This window comes from Romboutsia sp. (assembly GCF_056995035.1).
In genome coordinates this window covers 16,232-37,717 of record NZ_JBXKIW010000047.1, presented here as the reverse complement: position 1 = coordinate 37,717, position 21,486 = coordinate 16,232, and the positions used below count along the sequence as shown (strand labels likewise).

Genomic DNA, 21,486 nt, shown 5'->3' with positions numbered 1-21,486 from the left:
ATATCACTTACAATAAAATTTCTAGTCCACAATACATGGTCAATCCAAAGTTTTCTTTCATCCATTTTTAAATCAACCATAGATTTGTTATAGCAAATATCTTTAATGTTTGTATTTTCCATAGCCTGAATTTTAAATGGTACTAAAAATAAAATTGAGGAAAATAAAAATACTAAAATAATTTTTGATATTTTTTTCATTGTCACATACTCCTTTATGATTTTAATTAAATTTATTTTCTCCAAAGATAGGCGTATATATGCAGTATAAGTTTTCGTATTATACCACAGACTTTTTCATAACCTTTTGGCGTTATAAATGAATAACCTTGACAGGGTCATATCTAAATTCAGCTTTCTTTAAATTCTTTAGTAAATGTTTGTCTTGATTATAGCTACATATTTAAGTACGCCAGTTGGTATTAGAAAGTGAAATATAATGATATGTAAAGAACTATTAGTTCAATTATGATTATTAGTTGAGTTCTAGTTATTATATTCAGTGTTTCTTTTGAAGACAGTTGACTTCGCTTACAGGATTTGTAGCGCTTATATAGCTTCGAGATGCAAAATATTACTATGCCTAGATAAAATAATATAACTAGTAGTATTGTTGATAAACCTACTAGATATACAAAGGTATGTACTATTGATACTATCAGCTTATAGCACATAAATAGCAGAATTAATATTAATCCGCTTAATGATGTTGCTGTTAATATTGATAGTTTTAGATTATCTTTTTTATTCATAAAAAGTAAACTCCTTTAAAACGTATATAATATGTTAATAAATTTAAATTAAATACAAATAATAGTAGCCTCTTCAGTAAAGCATATGCAGGATATTTATAGATAATTCACTTAGACTATCTGTTAAGCCTAATAAGTTTAGTTAATGAATTTAATTTAATTAAGAAAAGTAAATTTTTTTTATATTCTGATCCACAAGAAATGATACCGAAAATTAAACACATATATCACGAGAAAGGATCTAAACTTTTCCTGGGTATTGATACTAAAGAGGATTCACCGGATGGCAAAGGTTGGGCATTGGAGTTGGAATCATCCATTACCTATAATTGCAAAAGATTTTGCTGAAAATATAGTAATAAACAGTACTATAAGTAACGGAGATTTTCTATAAAATTAAGTTGTATCAGCCTATTACTTGTTATAAATGAAATTAACTTCAGACTGATATAACCTTTTATACATCATATATTCTACTTGTATTTCTCTTGTAGTTATAAAAATATTTGTGAAAAATTCCCATAAAAACACCCATCCGCCTATAAATATTCCTTCATGTAAAACATTAAGAAATAGGCTTTGAGTATCTTTAATAAAGAAATAACCTATGCTTAGAAACGAAATAGAAAAAAATAAATACAATAAAGTTTTTTTGTGAAGATTTAATTTTTTCTTTACAAGCCTTTCCATTGCATAACTATAATGATTTTTGTAAGCTGATAGTAAAGCTAATTCTTTTTTAGGGTCTTTTTTAGATTCTGGTAAATAAAGAACAATTTCGATATTGAAATTCAAAGGTATATCCTCTGACGAATTTACTACAAAGTCATTAAATTCATCCTCAATATCTCTTTTCTTAAAAGGTGAAGGATCCCAATCATCATATACATCATCATAATCATCAAGAGATACTTTGATTAAATAAGTATTATGACTTTTATCGTATTTATAGTGATTTTGAAAATATCTTCTTTTTCTCATGATGTCACCTCAATTTTAGTATATATGTTTAGTATATCCACCAGAATAACATTGATTCATTGCAGAGACTAAAAATATAATATAGGCAGCTTATATTTACTATTTATCTAAGTATCTTTTTTGTTTAACAGCATATAATAGGCTTGTTAAGTTAAGTATTAAAAATATATGGAGGTAAACAAATGACACATATGGAAAATAATAATGCAATGCCAAACATGAAAAGTAATGAAGGAATGGCAAATCTACAAGGTATACAAGAAATGCCAAACATGCAAATCAATCAAGGAATGACAAGTATGCAAAATATGCAAGAAATGCTAAGTATGCAAGGTAATAATGCAAGACAACAAGTTCAAGATGTGTGTAACCAACTTCAAAATTGTCAAAATTCTTTAAATCAAGCATTAAGCTCGGTAGAAAAACCGGAAAATAGACAAAAAATACAAACTACGCTTGATTCAGTAAATAGCGCATTACAATCAGCTAATACTACACTTTCAAATTATCAAGAATAGCACGTAATAAGGGCGTATTGTGATAAACAGTATGCCCTTTTTCATATTATTTTACAGAAATATATGCTAAAATATAATTTAAAGATTTAATAAATTATATTATTTAGAGATGATTACTTTAAGTGTGGAGGAGAATATGAGCAAATTTAAAAAGGTATTTATAGGGTTGTTAGTACTACTAGTAGCTATACCACTAGGGGGATTTGGTTATTTTTATTTTAAGCTAAACTCTATATATGATAAAGATGAAGCAAAAAAAATAGAAAGTGTAAAAGAAATAAATGGAGTAACTAATATACTTTTAGCAGGTGTAGATGGTAATTATATTGATAAGGGAAATAGATCTGATGCTATGATGATACTTACTATAGATTCTAAGAATAATGATATAAGATTAACTTCATTAGCTAGAGATACATATGTAGATATACCAGGTTATAGTACAGAAAAGTTAACTCATGCATATGCTTATGAGGGTCCTAGTTTATTACTTAAAACTATAAGTGATAACTTTGGAATACATATTGATAAGTATGCAGTGGTTAGTTTTGAGTCTTTTGCTAAGATTATAGATATTATTGGTGGCGTAGAAATTGATGTAATAGATAGAGAAGTTAGTCATATACCTGGTGTGAGTAGTGTTGGCAAGCAAACTCTCAATGGTAAGCAAGCTTTGGCTTATAGTAGAATAAGATATGCTGATAGTGCTTATCAAAGAGATAATAGACAAAGAACTGTTATAGAGGCTTCTTATAATAAGTTGCTAGAAAGCTTCTCTTCTGATTTTATGGATGTTGGTAATAGTATTTTAGCTTATACTAAGACTAATATAAGTCCTATTGAGATTGTTGGTTTGGCTAATAAAGTTATAAAGATAAAGGATAGTAATTTTGATCAAATTGAATTCCCACTTGAGGGACACAGAGAAGGTCATATTGTAAGTAAGGAAAAAGGTTGGGTCATTGAATGGGATAAAGATTATAACAAAGAGCAATTGAATAAGTTTATATTTGATTATGAAAATTATAAGAAAGATGTGAATGATTAAGATATGTATATAATAATCTTTAAGGAATATTTTATTCCCTAAAGATTATTTTTGTTTCTAAAATGTAAAAAAAGGGGTATATTGGAATCCTAAAGGAAAAACAGCTAGAGTAGAGGCTGTAGTTGTTTTGAGTAGAGTGAAATAATTATGAATATGTTATAATGGTGTTATATCATAAATAAATTATTTATTAAAATGATACCAATAGACGGGAGGTATAATATTTTGGAGTATATTGAGTTAATGTTTTTTTCAATGATTCCGATAATTGAGTTAAGAGGAGCCATACCCCTAGGGATTGCTAAGGGTCTTAATCCTGTTTATTTATATATAGCATGTCTTATAGGTTCGACTTTTGTTGCTATTCCTATTATATTAACCTTTAGATATATAATAGAGTTTTGCAAAAAAAATAAATTATTTGTAAAGTTGATAGATTTTATAGATAAAAAAATCCATGCAAGGGCAAAGAAGTTAAAAGCTTTTAGTATTATAGGAATTATATTGTTTGTAGGGGTTCCACTTCCAACCACAGGGTCTTGGAGCGCTGCGGCTATTGCATCATTATTTCAAATGAGAATTAAGGATGCTCTTATTGGTATATTTTTAGGTAATGCTATTGCAGGAATTTTAGTTTTGGCATTGTCATTACACATTATATAGTAATTATTTCAAGACTTTTTTTATTACACGATATGGAGGAGTTAAATAAATGATAGACATACATTGTCATATACTACCTGGAGTTGATGATGGATCAAAGGATTTAAATGATTCTTTAGAAATGGCAAGAATTGCTCAAAGTGAAGGAATTAAAACAATAATAAATACTTCACATTATCATCCGGATTTTGATTATATAGTAGGAGAAAAACTTTTACAAGAATTAGTAAATTTTAATAAGGTATTAAAGGAAAGTAATATAGATATAGAAGTTTTAATTGGTAATGAACTTTATTATAGTGATAATTTATTAGAGTATATGGATAAAAAAGAATTTTATACTTTAAATAATAGTAAGTACATATTAATAGAATTTGCGCCTACTAAATTTCCTAAAAACTTATGTGATGTAGTATATGAGTTAAAGATAAGAGGATATATACCAATACTTGCTCACGTTGAAAGATATCAGGAAATTCAAGATAATCCAAAACTTATACAAGAAGCTATAAAAGAGGGCGCACTTATTCAGGTTAATGCATCTAGTGTGTTAGGAAAAGGTCCAAGTGAATGCAATAAGAGTTGTGATGTACTGTTAAAACATAATAGAGTTCATTTTATAGGTACCGATGCTCATGGATCTGATAGAAGAAGACCTTTCATTAAGGAAGCTTATGAATATGTTTCTAAAAAATATGGTGAGGATAGAGCTAATAGATTATTTTTAGATAATCCTAGTAGCGTTATAAATAATGAAGATATAAATTTTATAGAAACATTAGTAGAAAGTGCTCATAAAAGAAGCTTTTTATCAAAATTATTTAAAAGAAAGTAATTATTTTTTAGTAAGGAAAGCTATATAATTTAGGGTTAATTTAAATATACCTATTTCTATAGATTTTTTATGTATTTTAATTCCTATAACTGCATAAACATTATTAAATACATAGAGAAGGAGAGTTACTATGAAATTTGAAGAATTACTAAGAGAATTATATCCTATAAACAATAAAAATAACAAACTAAAAAAGTTTATACAAAACCATCTGAATGGTGAATTATTAATTTCATATATTGAAGAACTAGCAGTATATATGGTAGCGGCAACTAAAGTATCTGGAGCTACCATATTAGAAAAAATATTATATGAACAAAACCTAGACCACCTAAATGAACTATTCAAAAAAGAGAAAGAAGACATAATAAAAGAAGACATATACTTTGAATTAAAAGAAGATGAAGATGAAAATGGATATTTCTTCATAAAAGCAAATGATGAAGTAATTAATATAATAGAAGAAGACGCACAATTATTTAGACAACTGCAAAATTTTATACTAGACTAGTAATTGGTAAATTTTGCAACAAAAAGTCGAATTAATGACTTAAGAATATAGACTTATACCTAAAAAAATGATAAGATATAGAAGCATTATTTATGCGGGTGGGCGAGGGATATATTTTCAAGAGGAAAAAGGATGGACGAAAGATTATACAACAAATTTAGTAACACAAAAGAAAAAACACTTCAAAACAATTTTAAAACCGAAGTATTAGGAGGATTAACTACGTTTATAGCGAGTGTGTACATTATAATGACCAATGCACTGATATTATCAGATGCAGGAATTAGTGCAGATGCGGCAATGATTGCAACTATATTTACATGTAGCATATCAACTATACTTATGGGGCTATTTTCAAACACACCATTCATAATAGTACCAGGAATGGGGATCAATTCATTATTTACTTATACAATAGTAAATTCAATGGGACTTGCCTGGCAAGATGCCTTAGGAGCAGTATTTGTAAGTGGTATAATATTTACAATAATTGCAAGTACTAAGATAACTCCTATACTTATGAAGTCGATTCCAAGTAATTTAAAGCATGCTATAACTGTAGGAGTAGGATTTTTTATACTATTTATCGGTCTACAAAAAAGTGGACTTGTAGTAGCTAATGAAAATACTATGGTATCACTTGGTGATATCACAAATAAAGAAACAATATTAAGTATAATTACACTGTTGATTATTTTAATATTGAATGTTAGAAATGTAAGTGGTAATTTACTTATAAGCATAATTGTAGGTACAGTACTTGCTTTATTTATGGGAGTTACTAGTCTAAGTGATTTAGATTTTACTTCTTTTAATATTAAAGCTTTTAGTGATGTATTTTTAGCAATGTCATTTAAAAATATCTTATCTATACCATTTATAGTAGCAGTGTTTTCTATAACAATAGTTATTGTATTTGAAAACATGGGTATTTTATATGGACAAATGGAAGCTATAGATAGAAGTGATGAGTTCCAAAAGCCATTTAAAATAGCAGGAATATCAAATATGATAGCAGGCATGTTTGGAACAAGCCCAACTATTGTTGCAGCTGAGAATTTCTCAGGAATAAGTGCTGGCGCTAAAGGTAAAGTAGCTGCATTTACATCGGGAATATTATTCTTATTATCATTATTTTTAATACCACTTCTTAAATTAATACCAAATGGTGTTATAAGTGGGGTGCTTATATTCATAGGATTTTTAATGATACAAACCTTCTTTGATTTAAAGAAAGGTGATTTAATAGATACAGTAGCTGTAATTTTTATAGTTACTTTAATACCTCTTACTTATAATATAGTAAATGGTATATCAATAGGATTTATAGTTTATACAGTTTTAAAAGTTGCATCAGGCAAAGGAAAAGAAGTTTCTGTGCCAATGTACGTTCTTACGGGACTGTTTATATTGAGTTTTATTATGAATATATCTATGGGTATAACTCATTAATGTAAAAAGGTAGTGATTATAATATATAGTCGCTACTTTTTTGACGTAGAAGATACATATTTAGTTTGGATACAAAATTGTAAATTTTATTCACTGGACATTTATTTTTAAAGTAATATAATAATTATAGGGCAGAAAACGACAAGATTATGCAAAAAAGGGGGACTTATTATGGCAAAAAAAAGTAAAATAAACTTTGGATCTAATAAAAAAAGTAAAATAAACTTTAGATTTAATAACAAAAAACAAAAAGTTAATAATAAAAAAATTTTGTTAACAATTGTTGCATTTTCAGTAATAGTGCTTATGTGCGGGAAGGTAGTCGGAGCGACTACATCGTATATAGAAGATAAAAAAGAAGAAAAGATAGCAATGCAACAACAGGCAGAAGCTGAAAGATTAGCGGCGGAGAAGAAACGTAAGGAAGAAGAAGAAGCTAAAAAGAGAATGGTCGGAGTTAACCACGAAGGAAAGAAAAATTCTTATGATGCTTTAAAAGTAGCTGAGAAATTAAATAATTATGATTACTCAAATAATGGAGAAAAAATTGTATTTTTAACATTTGATGACGGGTCATCAACAACAGTTACTCCTCAAATATTAGATACATTAAAGGCAAATGAAGTTAATGCAACGTTTTTCATAGCTGGTAAAAATACAGAAAAAGGCGGAGAAAAAGCAAAAGAACTTATAAAAAGAACTTTTGATGAAGGAAATGCTATAGCAAACCACTCATATAGCCACGATTATAAATATTTATATCCAAATAGAACTCTAAATCTAAAGAACTTTACTACTGATTTCCAAAAAACAGATTATATATTAACAGATATATTAGGACCATATTTCTCAACAAGAGTTATAAGATGTCCAGGAGGGCATATGTCATGGAATGGTATGGATGTATTAGATACTCATTTAAATGAAAATAATATAGCATCTATAGACTGGAATGCATTAAATGCAGACGCAGAAGGTCAAAAGAAAAATGCTGATCAACTATTTGAACATGTTAAAAGCACATCAGAAGGAAAAGAAATGGTAGTTGTATTAATGCATGATACTTATGGAAAAGAAGAAACAGCTAAAGCATTACCACAAATAATACAATACTTTAAAGATAATGGATATGCGTTTAAAACATTAGCTTAGGAATAATATATAAATTAAATATAATATCAAAAAAAAGAAGTTCCTTAAAAATCATAAAGGAGCTTTTTTTAATATCTTTTTATATTTACTAACAACATTTAAAATTATTGTTATAAACTAAATAATTGATAATATAAAACATAAAAAAGTACAAAATATTACTTTTATTTAAAGTAATACTAAGAGTAAAAATTGAATAAAAATTATAAATGGTATTCCAATTTTAAATTTTGATTTTTTAGTTTTATGTCTAAAAGTATACATTCCAGATAAGATACCTAAGCTTCCTCCTACAGCAGCTAAAAAGATAAGAGTATATTCACTAATTCTCCACTTATGTTTTATTGCTCTTTGCTTATCAATAAACATACATATAAAACAGATTATATTAATAATCAATAAATAAGCTAATAATAAATTTTCCATATTACCTCCTAATAAATACTTTAATTATTTATTTAACTATATCATAGATTTTAAAATAATGATAAAAAATTCGCTTCGCTCATGTCGCCAACGGCCTAGAACACAGGCACGTTGCTCAAAGATTAGAAGTTGTAAATTATAAATATAATTTCCTGCTATATAAAAAAAAGATTTATTGTTATAATAAAAACTAATAGAGTGTGATTTATTTGATATAGAAAAGGGGTATTAATTATGAAAAATTCAAAAATAAAAGATATAAAACCTTTAGTAGAAACTAAATTTGTGGGATTATATGATGTGAAATATAAAAATAAAAATAATGATGATAGACATTGGACAGTAGCTTCAAGAAAAAATGAAAAAGAATTAAAAGAAATTTATTTACAAGGTAAGGAAGATAAAATAGATGCTGTAGTAATTGCAGCGATTCATAAAAGTGAAAATAAATTAGTTTTAATAAAACAGTTTAGAGTTCCTATAAACAATTATATATATGAACTTCCTGCAGGTCTTGTAGACAATGATGAAGATATTCAAAAAACAGTGGCAAGAGAATTAAAGGAAGAAACAGGTTTAGATCTTATAGAAATTAATAAAATAAATAGTAGGGATAAAGTTTATTTATCTCCTGGTATGACTGATGAATCTGTTGCATTTGTATATTGTTTATGTGATGGAAAGTTAAGTAAGGAGTTTTTAGAAGATGATGAAGATATAGAAGCTTTATTAATATCTCAAGACCAAGCAAAAGAGATATTAAAAGGAGAAGATATTATAGATATAAAATCTTATTTAATGCTTCAGATGTTTGCTAATCTAGGAGATAAGTTGTTCAATTAAAAAAAATAATATAACTAAAAAATTATATGAAAATATACTAGGATATCTTTAATCAAGACCTAGTATATTTTTATTGAAAAAATTATTTGATATAAACAGTAAATAAATATTTTTTAAATAAAAAATATTTTTATGTTGCATTATCATAATGATAATAATATAATAGACTTATAATTATCATTATGATAACAAAACAAGGGGGACGATAATATGGTTAATGAAAGCATACTAAGCATGATAGGTAATACACCTATGGTTAGGTTAAACAATATAGGGAACTCTAATATTTATGTAAAATTAGAAAAATATAATCCAGCTGGAAGTGTAAAAGATAGAGCGGTTTATTTTATGATAGATGGACTTGAAAAAAGAGATATGCTTAAAAAAGGTGATGTACTAGTAGAAGCAACTAGTGGAAATACTGGAATAGCATTAGCTATGATAGGAAAATTAAAAGGATATGAAGTAATAATAGTAATGCCAGAGACTATGAGTATAGAAAGAAGAGAGCTTATGAAAGCCTATGGAGCAAAGCTTATTTTAACTGATGGAAAGCTTGGAATGAGCGGTTCTATAAAAAAAGCAGAAGAACTTTTAAATGAAAATAATAATTACAAAAGTTTAAAGCAATTTGATAATGAAGATAATCCAAAGGGTCATTATCAAACTACAGGGGTTGAAATATTAAACGCAGTAAGTGATTTAGATATATTTGTTTGTGGTGTAGGTACAGGGGGGACTTTAAGTGGGGTGGCAAGATATTTAAAAGAGAAAAATCCTAATATAAAAATAGTAGCCCTAGAGCCTAAAAATTCTCCAGTTATATCTAATGGACAAAGTGGACCTCATAAGATTCAGGGTATAGGAGCAGGATTTATTCCTAAAAACTATGATGCTAATTTAGTAGATGAAGTAATGACAATAGACGATGAAGAAGCTTTTCAAGGGGTTAGATTAATGGCGGATAAAGAATCTATATTAGTTGGTATATCTTCAGGAGCTAATGTTTTTGGTGCTTTAAAACTAGGTAAAATGTATCCTGATAAAAAGATCGTTACAATAGCACCAGATGGTATTGAAAAATATATATCTATGGATATTTTCAAATAATAAATTGATTTAATTAAAAGGCATAAGGTAAATTAAGGGGATGATAAAATTGTTTAGAAAAATAAATAAAGATATAGAATATATAATGGAAAATGATCCAGCAGCAACAAGTAAAATAGAGGTATTTTTACTATATCCATCTATTCACGCTAGATTAATTCATATGGTATCGCATTTTTTATATAATCATAAGCGTTTTTTTACTGCAAGGCTTATATCTCAAATAGCAAGGTTTTTAACAGGAATTGAAATACATCCAGGAGCAAAGCTAGGAGAAAGTATATTAATAGATCATGGAATGGGAGTTGTAATTGGAGAAACTGCAGAAGTTGGAGATAGAGTAACAATTTACCATGGAAGCACATTAGGAGGCACTGGTAAAGATAGTGGAAAAAGACATCCAACTGTTGGAAATGATGTAATAATAGGGGCGGGGGCAAAGATACTAGGCCCTATTAACATAGGTTCTAATTCAAAAGTTGGAGCTAATGCAGTAGTTATAAAAGATGTACCAGATGGAGCTACAGTAGTTGGAGTAGCTGCAAATGTAGTTAGATTAAAAGGGAATAAAATGTAACAATGATTGACAATAAAATAAAAAGTACTATAATTAACTTGTAAATAAAAAATTATAAATGAAAATAGCTAGGGGAGCCAAAAGGCTGAGAGGATTTACTGACCCTTATACCGGATCTGGATAATGCCAGCGTAGGAAAGCTTATACATGAATTTGAATATATAATATATTTATAAGTGTAATCAAGCCATACCTAAATCAGGTATGGCTTTTTGATTAGCGCAAATTTTATATAATACAATTAAGGGGGCAACTATGAGAAATTACAAAATACCAACACTTACAATAGCAGGGTCAGATTGCAGTGGAGGAGCTGGTGTACAAGCTGATTTAAAAACATTTAGTGCCATAGGAACTTATGGAATGAGTGTGATAACAGCAATAACAGCACAAAATACACAAGGAGTATTTGAAGTAGAAGAGTTAAGCCAAAGTATAATAAAAAAACAAATAGAAGTAGTATTTGATGATATAAGACCAAAGGCTGTAAAAATAGGTATGGTATCAAGTCCAGAAATAATATTAGAAATAGCAAATACTTTAAAAAAATACAAACCAGAAAACTTAGTAGTAGATCCAGTTATGATATCAAAGAGTGGATTTAGCTTACTTAGACCAGAAGCTAAAGCAAATATGATAAAACATTTAATACCAATGGCATACATAATAACTCCAAATGTGCCAGAGGCAGAAGCTATAACAGGTATGAAGATAGATACTTTAGAAGAGATGCGTATGGCAGGGGAAAAAATACTACAAATGGGACCAAAATATGTATTAATGAAGGGGGGGCATTTAGATGGAGATGCTATAGATTTACTAATTGGAAAAGATGTGTTTGAAGTTTATGAAAGTAAAAGATTAGACAGAAAAAATACTCATGGAACAGGATGTACTATATCTTCTGCAATAGCTTCTCATCTAGCATTAGGATATGAGATAAAAGGAGCAGTTGCACTTAGTAAAATTTATATAACAGAAGCTATAAAAAATAGTTTTGATATAGGTCACGGGGTAGGACCAGTTCATCATTTTTATAAATTTGATAAATAAAATAGAGGGGAAATTCATGAAAAATAATATAAAAGAACAATTAAAGCTATACTTAGTAACAGATAGTGAAATATTAAAAAACAGGGACTTTTATAAATGTATAGAAGAGGCTATAAAAGGCGGAGTTACTATGGTGCAGTTAAGAGAAAAAAATGCATCTGGTAGTGAATTTTTAGAAAAGGCTATGAAGTTAAGAGAGTTAACTAAAAAATATAATGTTAGTTTTATAATAAATGATAGAGTAGATATTGCAATGCTTTGTGATGCTGATGGAGTTCATGTAGGACAAAGTGATATAGATGCAAAATCAGTTAGAATGTTAATAGGAAAAGGAAAGATACTAGGTGTTTCTGCTAGAGATTTAAAAGAAGCTCAAAAGGCTAAAGAAGATGGTGTTGATTACATAGGTGTAGGTGCTATGTATAATACTTCTACTAAATTAGATGCAAAATCAGTATCATTTGATACAGTAAGGGAAATAAAGTCAGAAGTTGATATTCCAATAGTTTTAATAGGCGGAATTGATTTAAATAATTTAGAGGATTTGAAAGAATTAGAAACTGATGGATATGCAGTAGTTTCAGCAATTCTCAAAAAAGAAGATATACGCTTAGAAAGTAAAAAATGGATTGAAAAAATAGATTAATTTAAATAAATATAAAATTGAAATACAAAAAAGGAAGCATAGGGGGCTTCCTTTTTTGTATATAAAAATTAGAATTAACCTTTATAAGGAACTTTTTTTGGTGGCATATATTTTTCTTTAATAGTAGGCTTAGATTCAGGACCTTGAGGACCAGCAGGACCCATGTCGCCTTTATCGCCTTTATCACCCTTAGGACCAGCAGGACCCATGTCCCCTTTATCACCCTTAGGACCTTGAAGACCTTGAAGACCTTGAAGACCTTGAAGACCTTGAGGACCCATATCGCCTTTATCTCCTTTGATTCCTTTACCATTAGCAGTACCAGCAGGACCTTGAGGACCCATATCACCTTTAGGACCAGCAGGACCCATAGGACCCATATCGCCTTTAGCACCAGCTATGCCAGCAGGACCTTGAGGACCCATATCACCTTTGGCACCAGCTATGCCAGTAAGACCTTGAGGACCCATATCGCCTTTAGCACCAGCTATGCCAGCAGGACCTTGAAGACCCATGTCTCCTTTATCGCCTTTAGAACCTGGAAGACCTTGAAGACCCATGTCCCCCTTATCCCCTTTGTCACCCTTAGGACCCATTGGTCCAATAGCTCCAGGCATTCCAACTGAGCCCATACCAACATTACATAGTGGATTTACATAAGTTTCTTTTCCTAAATCCACATATTGAATTGAACTTAATTTTACGTAAATAGGACCTTTTCCTGATGATGATTTCCCCATAACAGCACAAGTATTTACATTACAAATACGAAGTCTTAAAATACAATCACTATCTGTTAGCTTTAATCCAACAAGTTTGCCTATGCAGTTACATAATATACTATACAGTTGACAATCACATAAGTCTATTGGACATACAAACATAGATTGCATATTCTTATGCGTATCTTTACACTTTTCTTTTTTAGGTTTCATATGCTGCTCAGCACAATCACAGTATTTAGGTATATTACAATAGTGATCTTTATTGAAGTTATTGTCTTTACTCTTACAGTCTTTATACATACTCTACCACTCCATGTTAAATATTTTAATTAGTAGTATCACTACATAGTATAGATATATGATTAAAATAGTAAAAATGGGACACTAAATAGCAAAATAAAGGATTAAATTTAGATATTGTATATCAAATCAATAAATATGCAGATATTGATTTTATAGTAATGTGTTTTAATAAAAAATAATTAAATAAAAACAAGCTTGTATGATAATAAAATAAGTCTTATACAATCTTATTGTTATGCTAAAATCTAGCAAATCTAATATGAATAAAAAGTTAAATATACTAATATCGAAATGTAATGACAAAGTAAAATATATATGATATATTACTTTTACAAATATAAGTATATATAAAAATTAAAGTAATTAAAAAATAATGACATTAAAGCAACAAAAAAGGTTATAATTGAAAGATAGAGTTATGTAAAAATAGGGAGGAAATATGAAAGTAGATTGGAATAAAAGATATACAACAATAGCAGTTTATTCATTTATATTAATATGTTGTAGTATAGTTTTCTATAATATAATGGATAAAATGAGTGCATTTACAGATAAAATAAATTGGATAATGTCAACATTACAACCTTTTGTAATAGGATTTGTAATAGCTTATCTATTAAATTTTATAATGGTATTTTTTGAAGAAAAAGTTTTAGTATTTGATTCAATTAAAAATATTAGTAAAAAAGGTAAAAGAGGGATAAGTATTTTACTTACATATATAACAGCCTTTATAATACTATCTGCATTTATTAAGTTTGTACTTCCACAAGTGGTAGATAGTATATCAGGGCTAGGAAATGACATACCAACATATATAACAAATGTAACTGAATTATTAAACGAATTAACAGCAAACATAGATACAGATAATGCATATTTAGGATTAGCTATTAGTAAGTGGAATGACTTTGTAAATTACACAATTGAAGTAGTAACTAATTTAGTTCCAGTATTAGGAGATGTACTTAAAAACATAGCATCAAGTATATGGAATATAGTATTAGGGTTAGTAATATCGATTTATTTATTAATAGATAAAGAAAACTTCTGTGCTTTAAGTAAAAAAATTACATATGGCTTATTATCTAAAAAACATGCAGAAATAGCAGTGGAATTAACACATAGGAGTAATGATACATTTGGTAAGTTTATAAGTGGTAAAATTATAGATTCAGCTATAATAGGTGTATTAACATTTATTATATTAACAGTATTTAAAATGCCATACACTATACTTATATCTGTAATAATAGGTATAACTAATATTATACCATTCTTTGGACCATTCTTTGGAGCGGTACCATCGTTTATAATAATAATGTTTGTATCACCAATACAAGCATTATGGTTTTTACTTATAATATTTGTTATACAACAATTAGATGGTAATATTATAGGACCTAAGATATTAGGGGACTCTATAGGAATATCAGCTTTTTGGATATTATTCTCGCTACTAGTAGCAGGAAAGTTATTAGGACTTGTTGGAATGATTATAGGTGTTCCATTATTTGCTATAATTTACTCAGTAATAAAAGATATCATAGAAGCTAAGTTAATCAAAAAGGGATTACCAAGAGAAACTGACGAATATATGTAAATTTATATAAAAAGTTAAATATTTAAAATTAATACGAGGAATATATAATTATAGAAAATTATATATTCCTCGTATTTTTTATATTAAAAAAATTGCAAAGGTATTTGTGAATACGGATAAAAACAGATATAATAATCTTCACTTTGTAAAATAATAATGACACCAAAGGAAGAAAAAAGGTTATAATTGAAAGATAGAAGCATAGGAAAATGGGGAGGAAGTATGAAAGTAGAATGGAATAAAAGAGATACAACAATAGCAATATACTCATTTATAATAATATGTTGTAGCATAATTTTTTACAGTATAATGGATAAAATGAGTGCATTTACAGAAATAATAAGTTGGATACTGGAAATATTACAACCTTTTATAATAGGATTTGTTATAGCATATCTATTAAACTTTATATTGGTATTTTTCGAAGAAAAAGTTTTAGTATTTGATTCAATTAAAAATATGAATAAAAAAGGTAAAAGAGCAATAAGTATTTTACTTACATATATAACAGCCTTTACAATACTATACTTATTTGTTCAGTTTATACTTCCACAATTGATATATAGTATGATGGGACTAGTAAATGACATACCAACATATGTAATAAATGTAACTAAATTAGTAAATGAATTAACAGTAAACATAGATACAAATAATGAATATTTAGGATTAGCGATTAATAAATGGAAGGAATTTGTAAATTATATAATTGAAGTAATAACTAATTTAGTTCCAGTATTAGGAGATATCCTTAAAAATATAGCATCAAGTATATGGAATATATTATTAGGGCTAATAATATCAATTTATTTATTAATAGATAAAGAAAAATTCTATGCTTTAAATAAAAAGATTACATATGCTTTATTATCTAAAAAGCATGCAGAAATAGTAATTAAATTAACACATAGAAGTAATGATACATTTGGTCACTTTATAAGTGGTAAAATTATAAATGTATTTATAATTGGGATTTTAACATTTGTTGTATTAACAATATTTAAAATGCCATATACTACACTTATAGCTGTAATAATAGGTGTAAGTAATATTATACCATTTTTTGGTCCAATTTTTGGAGCGATACCATCATTTATAATCATACTATGTGTTTCTCCAATACAAGCGTTATGGTTCGCAGTAATAATGCTTGTTATTCAACAAATAGATAGTAATATTATAGGACCTAAAATATTAGGAGAATCTATAGGAATAGCTCCTTTTTGGATATTGTTTTCGGTATTAGTTGCCGAAGAATCATTTGGATTTGTTGGAATGATTGTAGGTGTCCCAACATTTGCTATAATTTACTCAGTAGTAAAAGAGATTGTAGAAGCTAAGTTATGGAAAAAAGAATTACCAATAGAAACTGACGAATATATGTAAATTTATATAAAAAGTTAAATATTTAAAATTAATAATAGGAATATATAATTATAGAAAATTATATATTCCTATTATTTTTTATAGCACATAGGAAATTATATTCATTTTAAACCTATCAATAAATATAATTTCGTATATGTGCTTCAAAAAAGTCTTCCTTATAAATTTTCAATTGAAGACTTTTTTATAGTCATGCTGTTTACTATACTTATGTTGATTTATAGCTATATCATATGATAAATATTTAAAAAATTAATCAATAAACTCTATTTATAAAAAAAGCATTGACAGGGAAAACTATTGCAGGTAATATATTGGTATAGACCGAATGGTATATACCAATTGGAAATTATAAAATAGAAATGGTGAATATATGAAAATAGTAGATAAAGATATAGAGATACCTCTTCATGTTCAGTTATCTCAAATAATTAAGAATATGATTATAAACAAGGAATTAGTAGAAGGAACATACTTAATGCCAGAAAGAGAATTGTGTAAGCTTCAAAATATAAGCAGAATGACAGTAAATAAAGCAATTTTAAGCCTTGTAAATGAAGGATTATTAGAAAGAAAACAAGGAAAAGGTACGTTTGTAGCATATAAAAAGCAAAAACATAAGTTCCAAAACTTAAAAGGTTTTACAGAAGTTATGAATGAAAAAGGACTTAGTGTGAAAAATAAAATATTAAGCTTTGAACTTAAAACTCAGAATGAAAATGTAAGGGGAAAATTAAATATAGAGGATGAAAATGAACTTATATTTAAGATTAAAAGGCTTAGAATTATTGAAGACGAACCTTTTGCACTAGAAACAGTTTATGTACCACAGAAAATGTGCTTTGATTTGAACGAAAAATTGGTAGAAGAAAATTCTTTATATACACTTTTTAGAGAAAGATACAATTATAAAACCCAAAAAGCAGTTCAAACTATAGACCCTACAAAGCTAAATAAATCTGATGCAAATATTTTAAAACAAAAGGTTAATTCATTAGCTCTAAAATTTGATAGAGTAGTGTATACCCAAGATAATGAAATTTTAGAGTACACAATATCTATATTTACTAGCGATAAACATCAATATCAAATTATATTAACAGACTAGGTGATGAGATAAAATATGAAAGTAATTATAAATGGAAAGATAATACAAAAAGATTGTATTCTAGAAAATAAAGTATTAGTTTTTGATAAAAAAATAATAGATATCTGCGATACAGTACCTAAAAACTGTGAAGTAATAGATGCAAAAGGAATGTATATTTCTCCTGGTCTTATAGATATACATATTCATGGTAGCAAAGGAGCAGATACAATGGATGGATCTGTAGAAGCTATAAATACCATGAGTAATAGTATAATTGAAAATGGTGTAACATCTTTTTTACCCACTACAATGGCTATGGACAAAGAAAAGATATATAAATCCTTTGAAACAATAAAAGAAGCTATGAGAACTAAGAGTTGTGGAGCTAAAATTTTAGGAGCTCATATGGAAGGGCCTTTCATAAATGTAAGTTACAAAGGTGCTCAAAATTCAAAGTTTATAATAGAGCCAAACTTTGAGTTTATAAAAGATTATACAGATATAATAAAAATAATTTCTTATGCGCCAGAAATAGATAAGGACTTTGAATTTACAAAGTATATAAAAAGACATACAAATATAATACTGTCAATATGTCATAGTAATTTAACATATGAAAATGCAAAAGCAGCTATAGAACATGGTGCATCAAATATAACACATTTATTTAATGCAATGTCTCCTTTGAATCATAGAGATCCAGGAGTTGTGGGGGCAGCATTAATGAGTGATGTATATTGTGAGTTAATAGCAGATAAAATACATGTAAATAAGGACATATTCCAATTTGTATTAAATAACAAAGGTAAGGATAAAGTGATTTTAGTTACAGATAGTATGAGAGCTGGATGTATGGAAGATGGAGAATATGAACTAGGTGGACAAGTAGTATATGTAAAAGAAAATAGTGCGAGACTAGAAAATGGAACTCTTGCAGGAAGTGTACTTAATTTAAACAAAGCAGTCTATAATTTCCTCGGAAATACTAACTTAAAGTTATATGAAGCAATATGTTTAGCATCATTAAATCCTGCAAAATCTATAAATATAGAAAATAGAAAAGGAAGTTTAGATATAGGAAAGGATGCAGATATTTCATTGTTTGATAAAGATATGAATTGTTATCTTACAATAGTAGAAGGCAAAGAAGTATTTAACAAAATAATTTAAATTGAAGGTGAAAATATGAGAATAATAGTTTGTGAAAATTATGAAGAAGTATGCAAAAAAGCAGCTCAAATGATTTTAAGTCAAGTAACGCTTAAACCAAACTCTGTGTTAGGGCTAGCAACAGGAAGTACTCCTATAGGAATGTACAAAAACCTTATACAAATGAATAAGGAAAGAAATATAGATTTCTCAGAAGTAAAAACTTTTAATTTAGATGAGTATTATAATTTACCAAGAACAAACGAGGAAAGTTATTATCACTTTATGTACGAAAATTTATTTAATCATATAAATATAAATACAGAAAATGTAAATATACCAAATGGGATGGCAGAAGATATAGAAGCAGAATGTTCTAGATATGATGATGCTATAAAAGAATCGGGAGGAATCGATATTCAAGTACTTGGTATAGGAAATAATGCACATATAGGATTTAATGAACCAACTATGAACTTTGAAAAAGGAACTCATTTAGTAGAATTAGATGAATCAACGATACAAGCAAATTCGAGATTTTTCGACAATATAAATGATGTACCTCAAAAGGCAGTAACTATGGGTGTAGGATCTATATTTAAAAGTAAAAAAATAATGCTTTTAGCATGCGGAGAAAATAAAGCAGAAGCAATATACAATACAATTTATGGGAAAGTAGTACCAGAAGTACCAGCTTCAATTCTTCAATTCCATAATGATACAGTTTTTATATTAGATAAAGCAGCAGCAAAATTTCTTAAAAAAGAAGATTATAAAATAGCTTAAGTTAATGTATATAAACATACTTTATGAAGCTTCAGCTTTAACATTAATAAATGTTAAAAAGCAATATTGGACTATGAATTTTGCTTCAGAAATAACAAGTCTAGTATTTGTTCCTTTGAATGTCTTCTCATATACGGGTCTCATCCTCCACTACCATTAATTAATGCAAAACATAATATAAGAGCCATAGATATTATGTTTTGTATTAATTTATTTTAAAATATATCTAAAAAAGCATTTGTTAATAAGTGGGAGTTTGAGTGAAAAAGGGAATATATCAGCAACGCTATTAGAATATAATATAAAAAAGCAAGTATTTTCAGAGATAAATAATTATAACGAACTTGAACCGGTTTATACAAAGTACAATAAAGATATACTATGAAAGGAGAAGTGAAATATGGAAGTTAACATAGACAAAATGATTTGTAATTTATCTTGTATTGAAGAATTAAGTCCCTTAAAATATTTTAAACAATTCAATGTATATCAAAATATACATATAAATAATAAAAAACTACATATTTATAATATAGAAAATACAACTCCAAATATAGAAGTAGATTCAACAAAAATAATAGAAACAAAAATAATAGAAACAATGAAAGGAACTTCTTTAGAAGGTCAACATTTAAGTGGCAAAAATCTGATTATAGTAGGTAACATAAATATGAGTTTGATACTAAGTTATGGTATTAAACAAAAAAAAAATAAAAACTTAATAAAAAAAGACATAGTTAATGTTAATATACCATTTAGTACATATATAGTAATTCCTAAAGATATTTGCAATACAAAAAAAATTGATTTGAGGTATTACATAGAGGATGTTACAGTTGTTAAGCTAAGTACAAAGCAATTATTAGCGAGTGTAACAATGTTAATTCAGTATCTAGATGAGTACTAAGAAAAATCTATATTGTATTAAAAGGTGTAAATAGAAAAAGGTGATATAATGAGAGTCGTCAATGAATGTAGGGTGGATTTTCAGTATAGACTATCACCTAAAAGCCCTTTAGTAGTTAAGACTATTTCAAGTAATGTTGTTTCAACAGATATTGTAAAGAACATATTAAAAATAGATAAGATTGTAGATAAAATGCATACATATGCTTTTGATATATTGACATATACAGTAGTTATATCTAATGTAAGTGATTTTATAGTAACAAATATATTTTTTAAAGATAAGATTTTTAAAGGAACAAGATTTATAGAAAACTCAGTAAAGATAAATAATATAAAAAAAAGATGCATAACTCTAGAAAAAGGATTTTATATATGTGATATTGAACCAAGAAATAGTGTAAATATAAGTTTTAAAGTTATAGTTTTGCCCCAATGCTTTTGTGGAATTATAAAAAATTATTGTATTGTAGAACATGATTATATTTATAATGTAGAAAAACTTCCGATTAAACTACCTATACAAAGCGATGAAGTATATACAGAATTTGAAAATAAAGTATTTAAGCAATTATCAGTAAACAATAGTATAAAAGTAAGAAAAGGTATTTTTAATATAATAGATTTTGAAGTTAATGTAAAAATAATAAAATTAAAAGTGGCAAATACTCCTACAAATATTTTATACAGAAGTAATAAAACAAATATATGCACACTTGTAGTAATTGGAATTATAGAATATGAAATATCCTATAAATCAGATTTTAAAAATAAAACAAACAAAAATAAAGGAAATAATATAAAGAGAATAAAAAAGGAATTTGGATTCTCAAGTTATATGATAGTTCCTTGTGCAATAACATACTGTAATGAAAATCAAATAAAAATGAAAATTGAATATGTATCAGTGAACTTATTAGATAAAAACACAATATTTACAAGTGCTAATTTACTATTATTTTTTTAAGAAAA

23 protein-coding genes, 1 pseudogene and 1 riboswitch are annotated in these 21,486 nt (G+C 27.4%); of the genes and pseudogenes, 20 read left to right on the top strand and 4 right to left on the bottom strand.

Going from position 1 to position 21,486, the window contains the following annotated elements; all coding sequences use genetic code 11:
- A pseudogene (locus AC11VW_RS06475) lies at window positions 1-200 on the bottom strand (glycosyltransferase); the annotation flags it as partial.
- Between the two features lie 965 nt (window positions 201-1,165).
- A complete protein-coding gene (locus tag AC11VW_RS06470) occupies window positions 1,166-1,732 on the bottom strand; it encodes a hypothetical protein (RefSeq protein ID WP_484300581.1) in 567 nt (188 codons plus the stop codon).
- Window positions 1,733-1,914: 182 nt separating this feature from the next.
- Here AC11VW_RS06470 and AC11VW_RS06465 point away from each other — a divergent pair, with 182 nt between their 5' ends.
- From AC11VW_RS06465 to AC11VW_RS06435, 7 genes are all read left to right on the top strand, one after another.
- Window positions 1,915-2,250, top strand: a complete 336-nt coding sequence (locus tag AC11VW_RS06465) for a hypothetical protein (protein ID WP_484300580.1) — start codon at window positions 1,915-1,917, stop codon at window positions 2,248-2,250.
- A 136-nt stretch (window positions 2,251-2,386) separates the two neighbouring features.
- A complete protein-coding gene (locus AC11VW_RS06460) occupies window positions 2,387-3,298 on the top strand; it encodes an LCP family protein (protein WP_484300579.1) in 912 nt (303 codons plus the stop codon).
- Between the two features lie 225 nt (window positions 3,299-3,523).
- Complete coding sequence (locus AC11VW_RS06455) at window positions 3,524-3,961, top strand: COG2426 family protein (protein ID WP_484300578.1); 438 nt, start codon at window positions 3,524-3,526, stop codon at window positions 3,959-3,961.
- 49 nt (window positions 3,962-4,010) lie between these two features.
- Complete coding sequence (locus AC11VW_RS06450; protein WP_484300577.1) at window positions 4,011-4,796, top strand: tyrosine-protein phosphatase; 786 nt, start codon at window positions 4,011-4,013, stop codon at window positions 4,794-4,796.
- A 130-nt stretch (window positions 4,797-4,926) separates the two neighbouring features.
- A complete protein-coding gene (locus AC11VW_RS06445; RefSeq protein ID WP_484300576.1) occupies window positions 4,927-5,307 on the top strand; it encodes a hypothetical protein in 381 nt (126 codons plus the stop codon).
- A 132-nt stretch (window positions 5,308-5,439) separates the two neighbouring features.
- A complete protein-coding gene (locus tag AC11VW_RS06440; protein ID WP_484300575.1) occupies window positions 5,440-6,759 on the top strand; it encodes an NCS2 family permease in 1,320 nt (439 codons plus the stop codon).
- A 171-nt stretch (window positions 6,760-6,930) separates the two neighbouring features.
- Window positions 6,931-7,911, top strand: coding sequence for a polysaccharide deacetylase family protein (locus tag AC11VW_RS06435; RefSeq protein WP_484300574.1), 981 nt, complete (start codon window positions 6,931-6,933; stop codon window positions 7,909-7,911).
- A 168-nt stretch (window positions 7,912-8,079) separates the two neighbouring features.
- Here AC11VW_RS06435 and AC11VW_RS06430 read toward each other — a convergent pair whose 3' ends face one another.
- Complete coding sequence (locus tag AC11VW_RS06430) at window positions 8,080-8,337, bottom strand: DUF1294 domain-containing protein (protein WP_484300573.1); 258 nt, start codon at window positions 8,335-8,337, stop codon at window positions 8,080-8,082.
- Between the two features lie 234 nt (window positions 8,338-8,571).
- Here AC11VW_RS06430 and AC11VW_RS06425 point away from each other — a divergent pair, with 234 nt between their 5' ends.
- From AC11VW_RS06425 to thiE, 5 genes are all read left to right on the top strand, one after another.
- The gene (locus AC11VW_RS06425; protein WP_484300572.1) at window positions 8,572-9,180 is read left to right on the top strand and encodes an NUDIX hydrolase; all 609 of its coding nucleotides are present in this window, start codon (window positions 8,572-8,574) and stop codon (window positions 9,178-9,180) included.
- Between the two features lie 210 nt (window positions 9,181-9,390).
- Window positions 9,391-10,290 carry a cysteine synthase A gene (gene cysK / locus AC11VW_RS06420; protein ID WP_484300571.1) on the top strand — a complete coding sequence of 300 codons (900 nt, stop codon included), beginning with the start codon at window positions 9,391-9,393 and terminating at the stop codon, window positions 10,288-10,290.
- A gap of 40 nt (window positions 10,291-10,330) precedes the next feature.
- The gene (epsC, locus tag AC11VW_RS06415) at window positions 10,331-10,867 is read left to right on the top strand and encodes a serine O-acetyltransferase EpsC (protein WP_484300570.1); all 537 of its coding nucleotides are present in this window, start codon (window positions 10,331-10,333) and stop codon (window positions 10,865-10,867) included.
- Between the two features lie 60 nt (window positions 10,868-10,927).
- Window positions 10,928-11,022: riboswitch (TPP riboswitch) on the top strand.
- A 100-nt stretch (window positions 11,023-11,122) separates the two neighbouring features.
- Window positions 11,123-11,920, top strand: coding sequence for a bifunctional hydroxymethylpyrimidine kinase/phosphomethylpyrimidine kinase (thiD, locus tag AC11VW_RS06410; RefSeq protein WP_484300569.1), 798 nt, complete (start codon window positions 11,123-11,125; stop codon window positions 11,918-11,920).
- A gap of 16 nt (window positions 11,921-11,936) precedes the next feature.
- Window positions 11,937-12,566, top strand: coding sequence for a thiamine phosphate synthase (thiE, locus tag AC11VW_RS06405; RefSeq protein WP_484300568.1), 630 nt, complete (start codon window positions 11,937-11,939; stop codon window positions 12,564-12,566).
- A gap of 74 nt (window positions 12,567-12,640) precedes the next feature.
- Here the strand turns inward: thiE and AC11VW_RS06400 are convergent, their stop codons facing one another.
- Entirely contained in the window at window positions 12,641-13,591 is a 951-nt protein-coding gene (locus tag AC11VW_RS06400) for a collagen-like domain-containing protein (protein WP_484300567.1), read from the bottom strand.
- 442 nt (window positions 13,592-14,033) lie between these two features.
- Between AC11VW_RS06400 and AC11VW_RS06395 the strand changes: the two genes are divergently transcribed.
- The 8 genes from AC11VW_RS06395 (at window position 14,034) to AC11VW_RS06360 (ending at window position 21,481) form a co-directional block, all read left to right on the top strand.
- On the top strand, window positions 14,034-15,197 hold the full coding sequence (locus AC11VW_RS06395; RefSeq protein ID WP_484300566.1) for an AI-2E family transporter: 1,164 nt from the start codon (window positions 14,034-14,036) through the stop codon (window positions 15,195-15,197).
- A gap of 222 nt (window positions 15,198-15,419) precedes the next feature.
- A complete protein-coding gene (locus tag AC11VW_RS06390; protein ID WP_484300565.1) occupies window positions 15,420-16,583 on the top strand; it encodes an AI-2E family transporter in 1,164 nt (387 codons plus the stop codon).
- A gap of 373 nt (window positions 16,584-16,956) precedes the next feature.
- Window positions 16,957-17,691, top strand: a complete 735-nt coding sequence (locus AC11VW_RS06385) for a GntR family transcriptional regulator (protein ID WP_484300564.1) — start codon at window positions 16,957-16,959, stop codon at window positions 17,689-17,691.
- Between the two features lie 15 nt (window positions 17,692-17,706).
- A complete protein-coding gene (nagA, locus tag AC11VW_RS06380; protein WP_484300563.1) occupies window positions 17,707-18,843 on the top strand; it encodes an N-acetylglucosamine-6-phosphate deacetylase in 1,137 nt (378 codons plus the stop codon).
- Window positions 18,844-18,858: 15 nt separating this feature from the next.
- Entirely contained in the window at window positions 18,859-19,608 is a 750-nt protein-coding gene (gene nagB / locus AC11VW_RS06375; protein WP_484300562.1) for a glucosamine-6-phosphate deaminase, read from the top strand.
- Between the two features lie 256 nt (window positions 19,609-19,864).
- The gene (locus tag AC11VW_RS06370) at window positions 19,865-19,993 is read left to right on the top strand and encodes a hypothetical protein (RefSeq protein ID WP_484300561.1); all 129 of its coding nucleotides are present in this window, start codon (window positions 19,865-19,867) and stop codon (window positions 19,991-19,993) included.
- A gap of 15 nt (window positions 19,994-20,008) precedes the next feature.
- A complete protein-coding gene (locus tag AC11VW_RS06365) occupies window positions 20,009-20,515 on the top strand; it encodes a hypothetical protein (RefSeq protein WP_484300560.1) in 507 nt (168 codons plus the stop codon).
- A 48-nt stretch (window positions 20,516-20,563) separates the two neighbouring features.
- Window positions 20,564-21,481, top strand: coding sequence for a DUF11 domain-containing protein (locus AC11VW_RS06360; protein ID WP_484300559.1), 918 nt, complete (start codon window positions 20,564-20,566; stop codon window positions 21,479-21,481).
- The last annotated feature ends 5 nt before the right edge of the window (window positions 21,482-21,486 follow it).

Excerpts from the sequence above, each read along its gene's own strand:
- epsC (WP_484300570.1), top strand. The coding sequence starts at position 10,331 with ATGATAAAATTGTTTAGAAAAATAAATAAAGATATAGAATATATAATG.
- AC11VW_RS06465 (WP_484300580.1), top strand. The coding sequence starts at position 1,915 with ATGACACATATGGAAAATAATAATGCAATGCCAAACATGAAAAGTAAT.
- AC11VW_RS06400 (WP_484300567.1), bottom strand. The coding sequence starts at position 13,591 with ATGTATAAAGACTGTAAGAGTAAAGACAATAACTTCAATAAAGATCAC.
- AC11VW_RS06470 (WP_484300581.1), bottom strand. The coding sequence starts at position 1,732 with ATGAGAAAAAGAAGATATTTTCAAAATCACTATAAATACGATAAAAGT.
- AC11VW_RS06440 (WP_484300575.1), top strand. The coding sequence starts at position 5,440 with ATGGACGAAAGATTATACAACAAATTTAGTAACACAAAAGAAAAAACA.
- AC11VW_RS06430 (WP_484300573.1), bottom strand. The coding sequence starts at position 8,337 with ATGGAAAATTTATTATTAGCTTATTTATTGATTATTAATATAATCTGT.
- AC11VW_RS06395 (WP_484300566.1), top strand. The coding sequence starts at position 14,034 with ATGAAAGTAGATTGGAATAAAAGATATACAACAATAGCAGTTTATTCA.
- thiD (WP_484300569.1), top strand. The coding sequence starts at position 11,123 with ATGAGAAATTACAAAATACCAACACTTACAATAGCAGGGTCAGATTGC.
- AC11VW_RS06360 (WP_484300559.1), top strand. The coding sequence starts at position 20,564 with ATGAGAGTCGTCAATGAATGTAGGGTGGATTTTCAGTATAGACTATCA.
- AC11VW_RS06450 (WP_484300577.1), top strand. The coding sequence starts at position 4,011 with ATGATAGACATACATTGTCATATACTACCTGGAGTTGATGATGGATCA.
- AC11VW_RS06435 (WP_484300574.1), top strand. The coding sequence starts at position 6,931 with ATGGCAAAAAAAAGTAAAATAAACTTTGGATCTAATAAAAAAAGTAAA.
- nagB (WP_484300562.1), top strand. The coding sequence starts at position 18,859 with ATGAGAATAATAGTTTGTGAAAATTATGAAGAAGTATGCAAAAAAGCA.
- AC11VW_RS06460 (WP_484300579.1), top strand. The coding sequence starts at position 2,387 with ATGAGCAAATTTAAAAAGGTATTTATAGGGTTGTTAGTACTACTAGTA.
- cysK (WP_484300571.1), top strand. The coding sequence starts at position 9,391 with ATGGTTAATGAAAGCATACTAAGCATGATAGGTAATACACCTATGGTT.
- AC11VW_RS06385 (WP_484300564.1), top strand. The coding sequence starts at position 16,957 with ATGAAAATAGTAGATAAAGATATAGAGATACCTCTTCATGTTCAGTTA.
- nagA (WP_484300563.1), top strand. The coding sequence starts at position 17,707 with ATGAAAGTAATTATAAATGGAAAGATAATACAAAAAGATTGTATTCTA.
- AC11VW_RS06365 (WP_484300560.1), top strand. The coding sequence starts at position 20,009 with ATGGAAGTTAACATAGACAAAATGATTTGTAATTTATCTTGTATTGAA.
- AC11VW_RS06390 (WP_484300565.1), top strand. The coding sequence starts at position 15,420 with ATGAAAGTAGAATGGAATAAAAGAGATACAACAATAGCAATATACTCA.
- thiE (WP_484300568.1), top strand. The coding sequence starts at position 11,937 with ATGAAAAATAATATAAAAGAACAATTAAAGCTATACTTAGTAACAGAT.
- AC11VW_RS06425 (WP_484300572.1), top strand. The coding sequence starts at position 8,572 with ATGAAAAATTCAAAAATAAAAGATATAAAACCTTTAGTAGAAACTAAA.
- AC11VW_RS06445 (WP_484300576.1), top strand. The coding sequence starts at position 4,927 with ATGAAATTTGAAGAATTACTAAGAGAATTATATCCTATAAACAATAAA.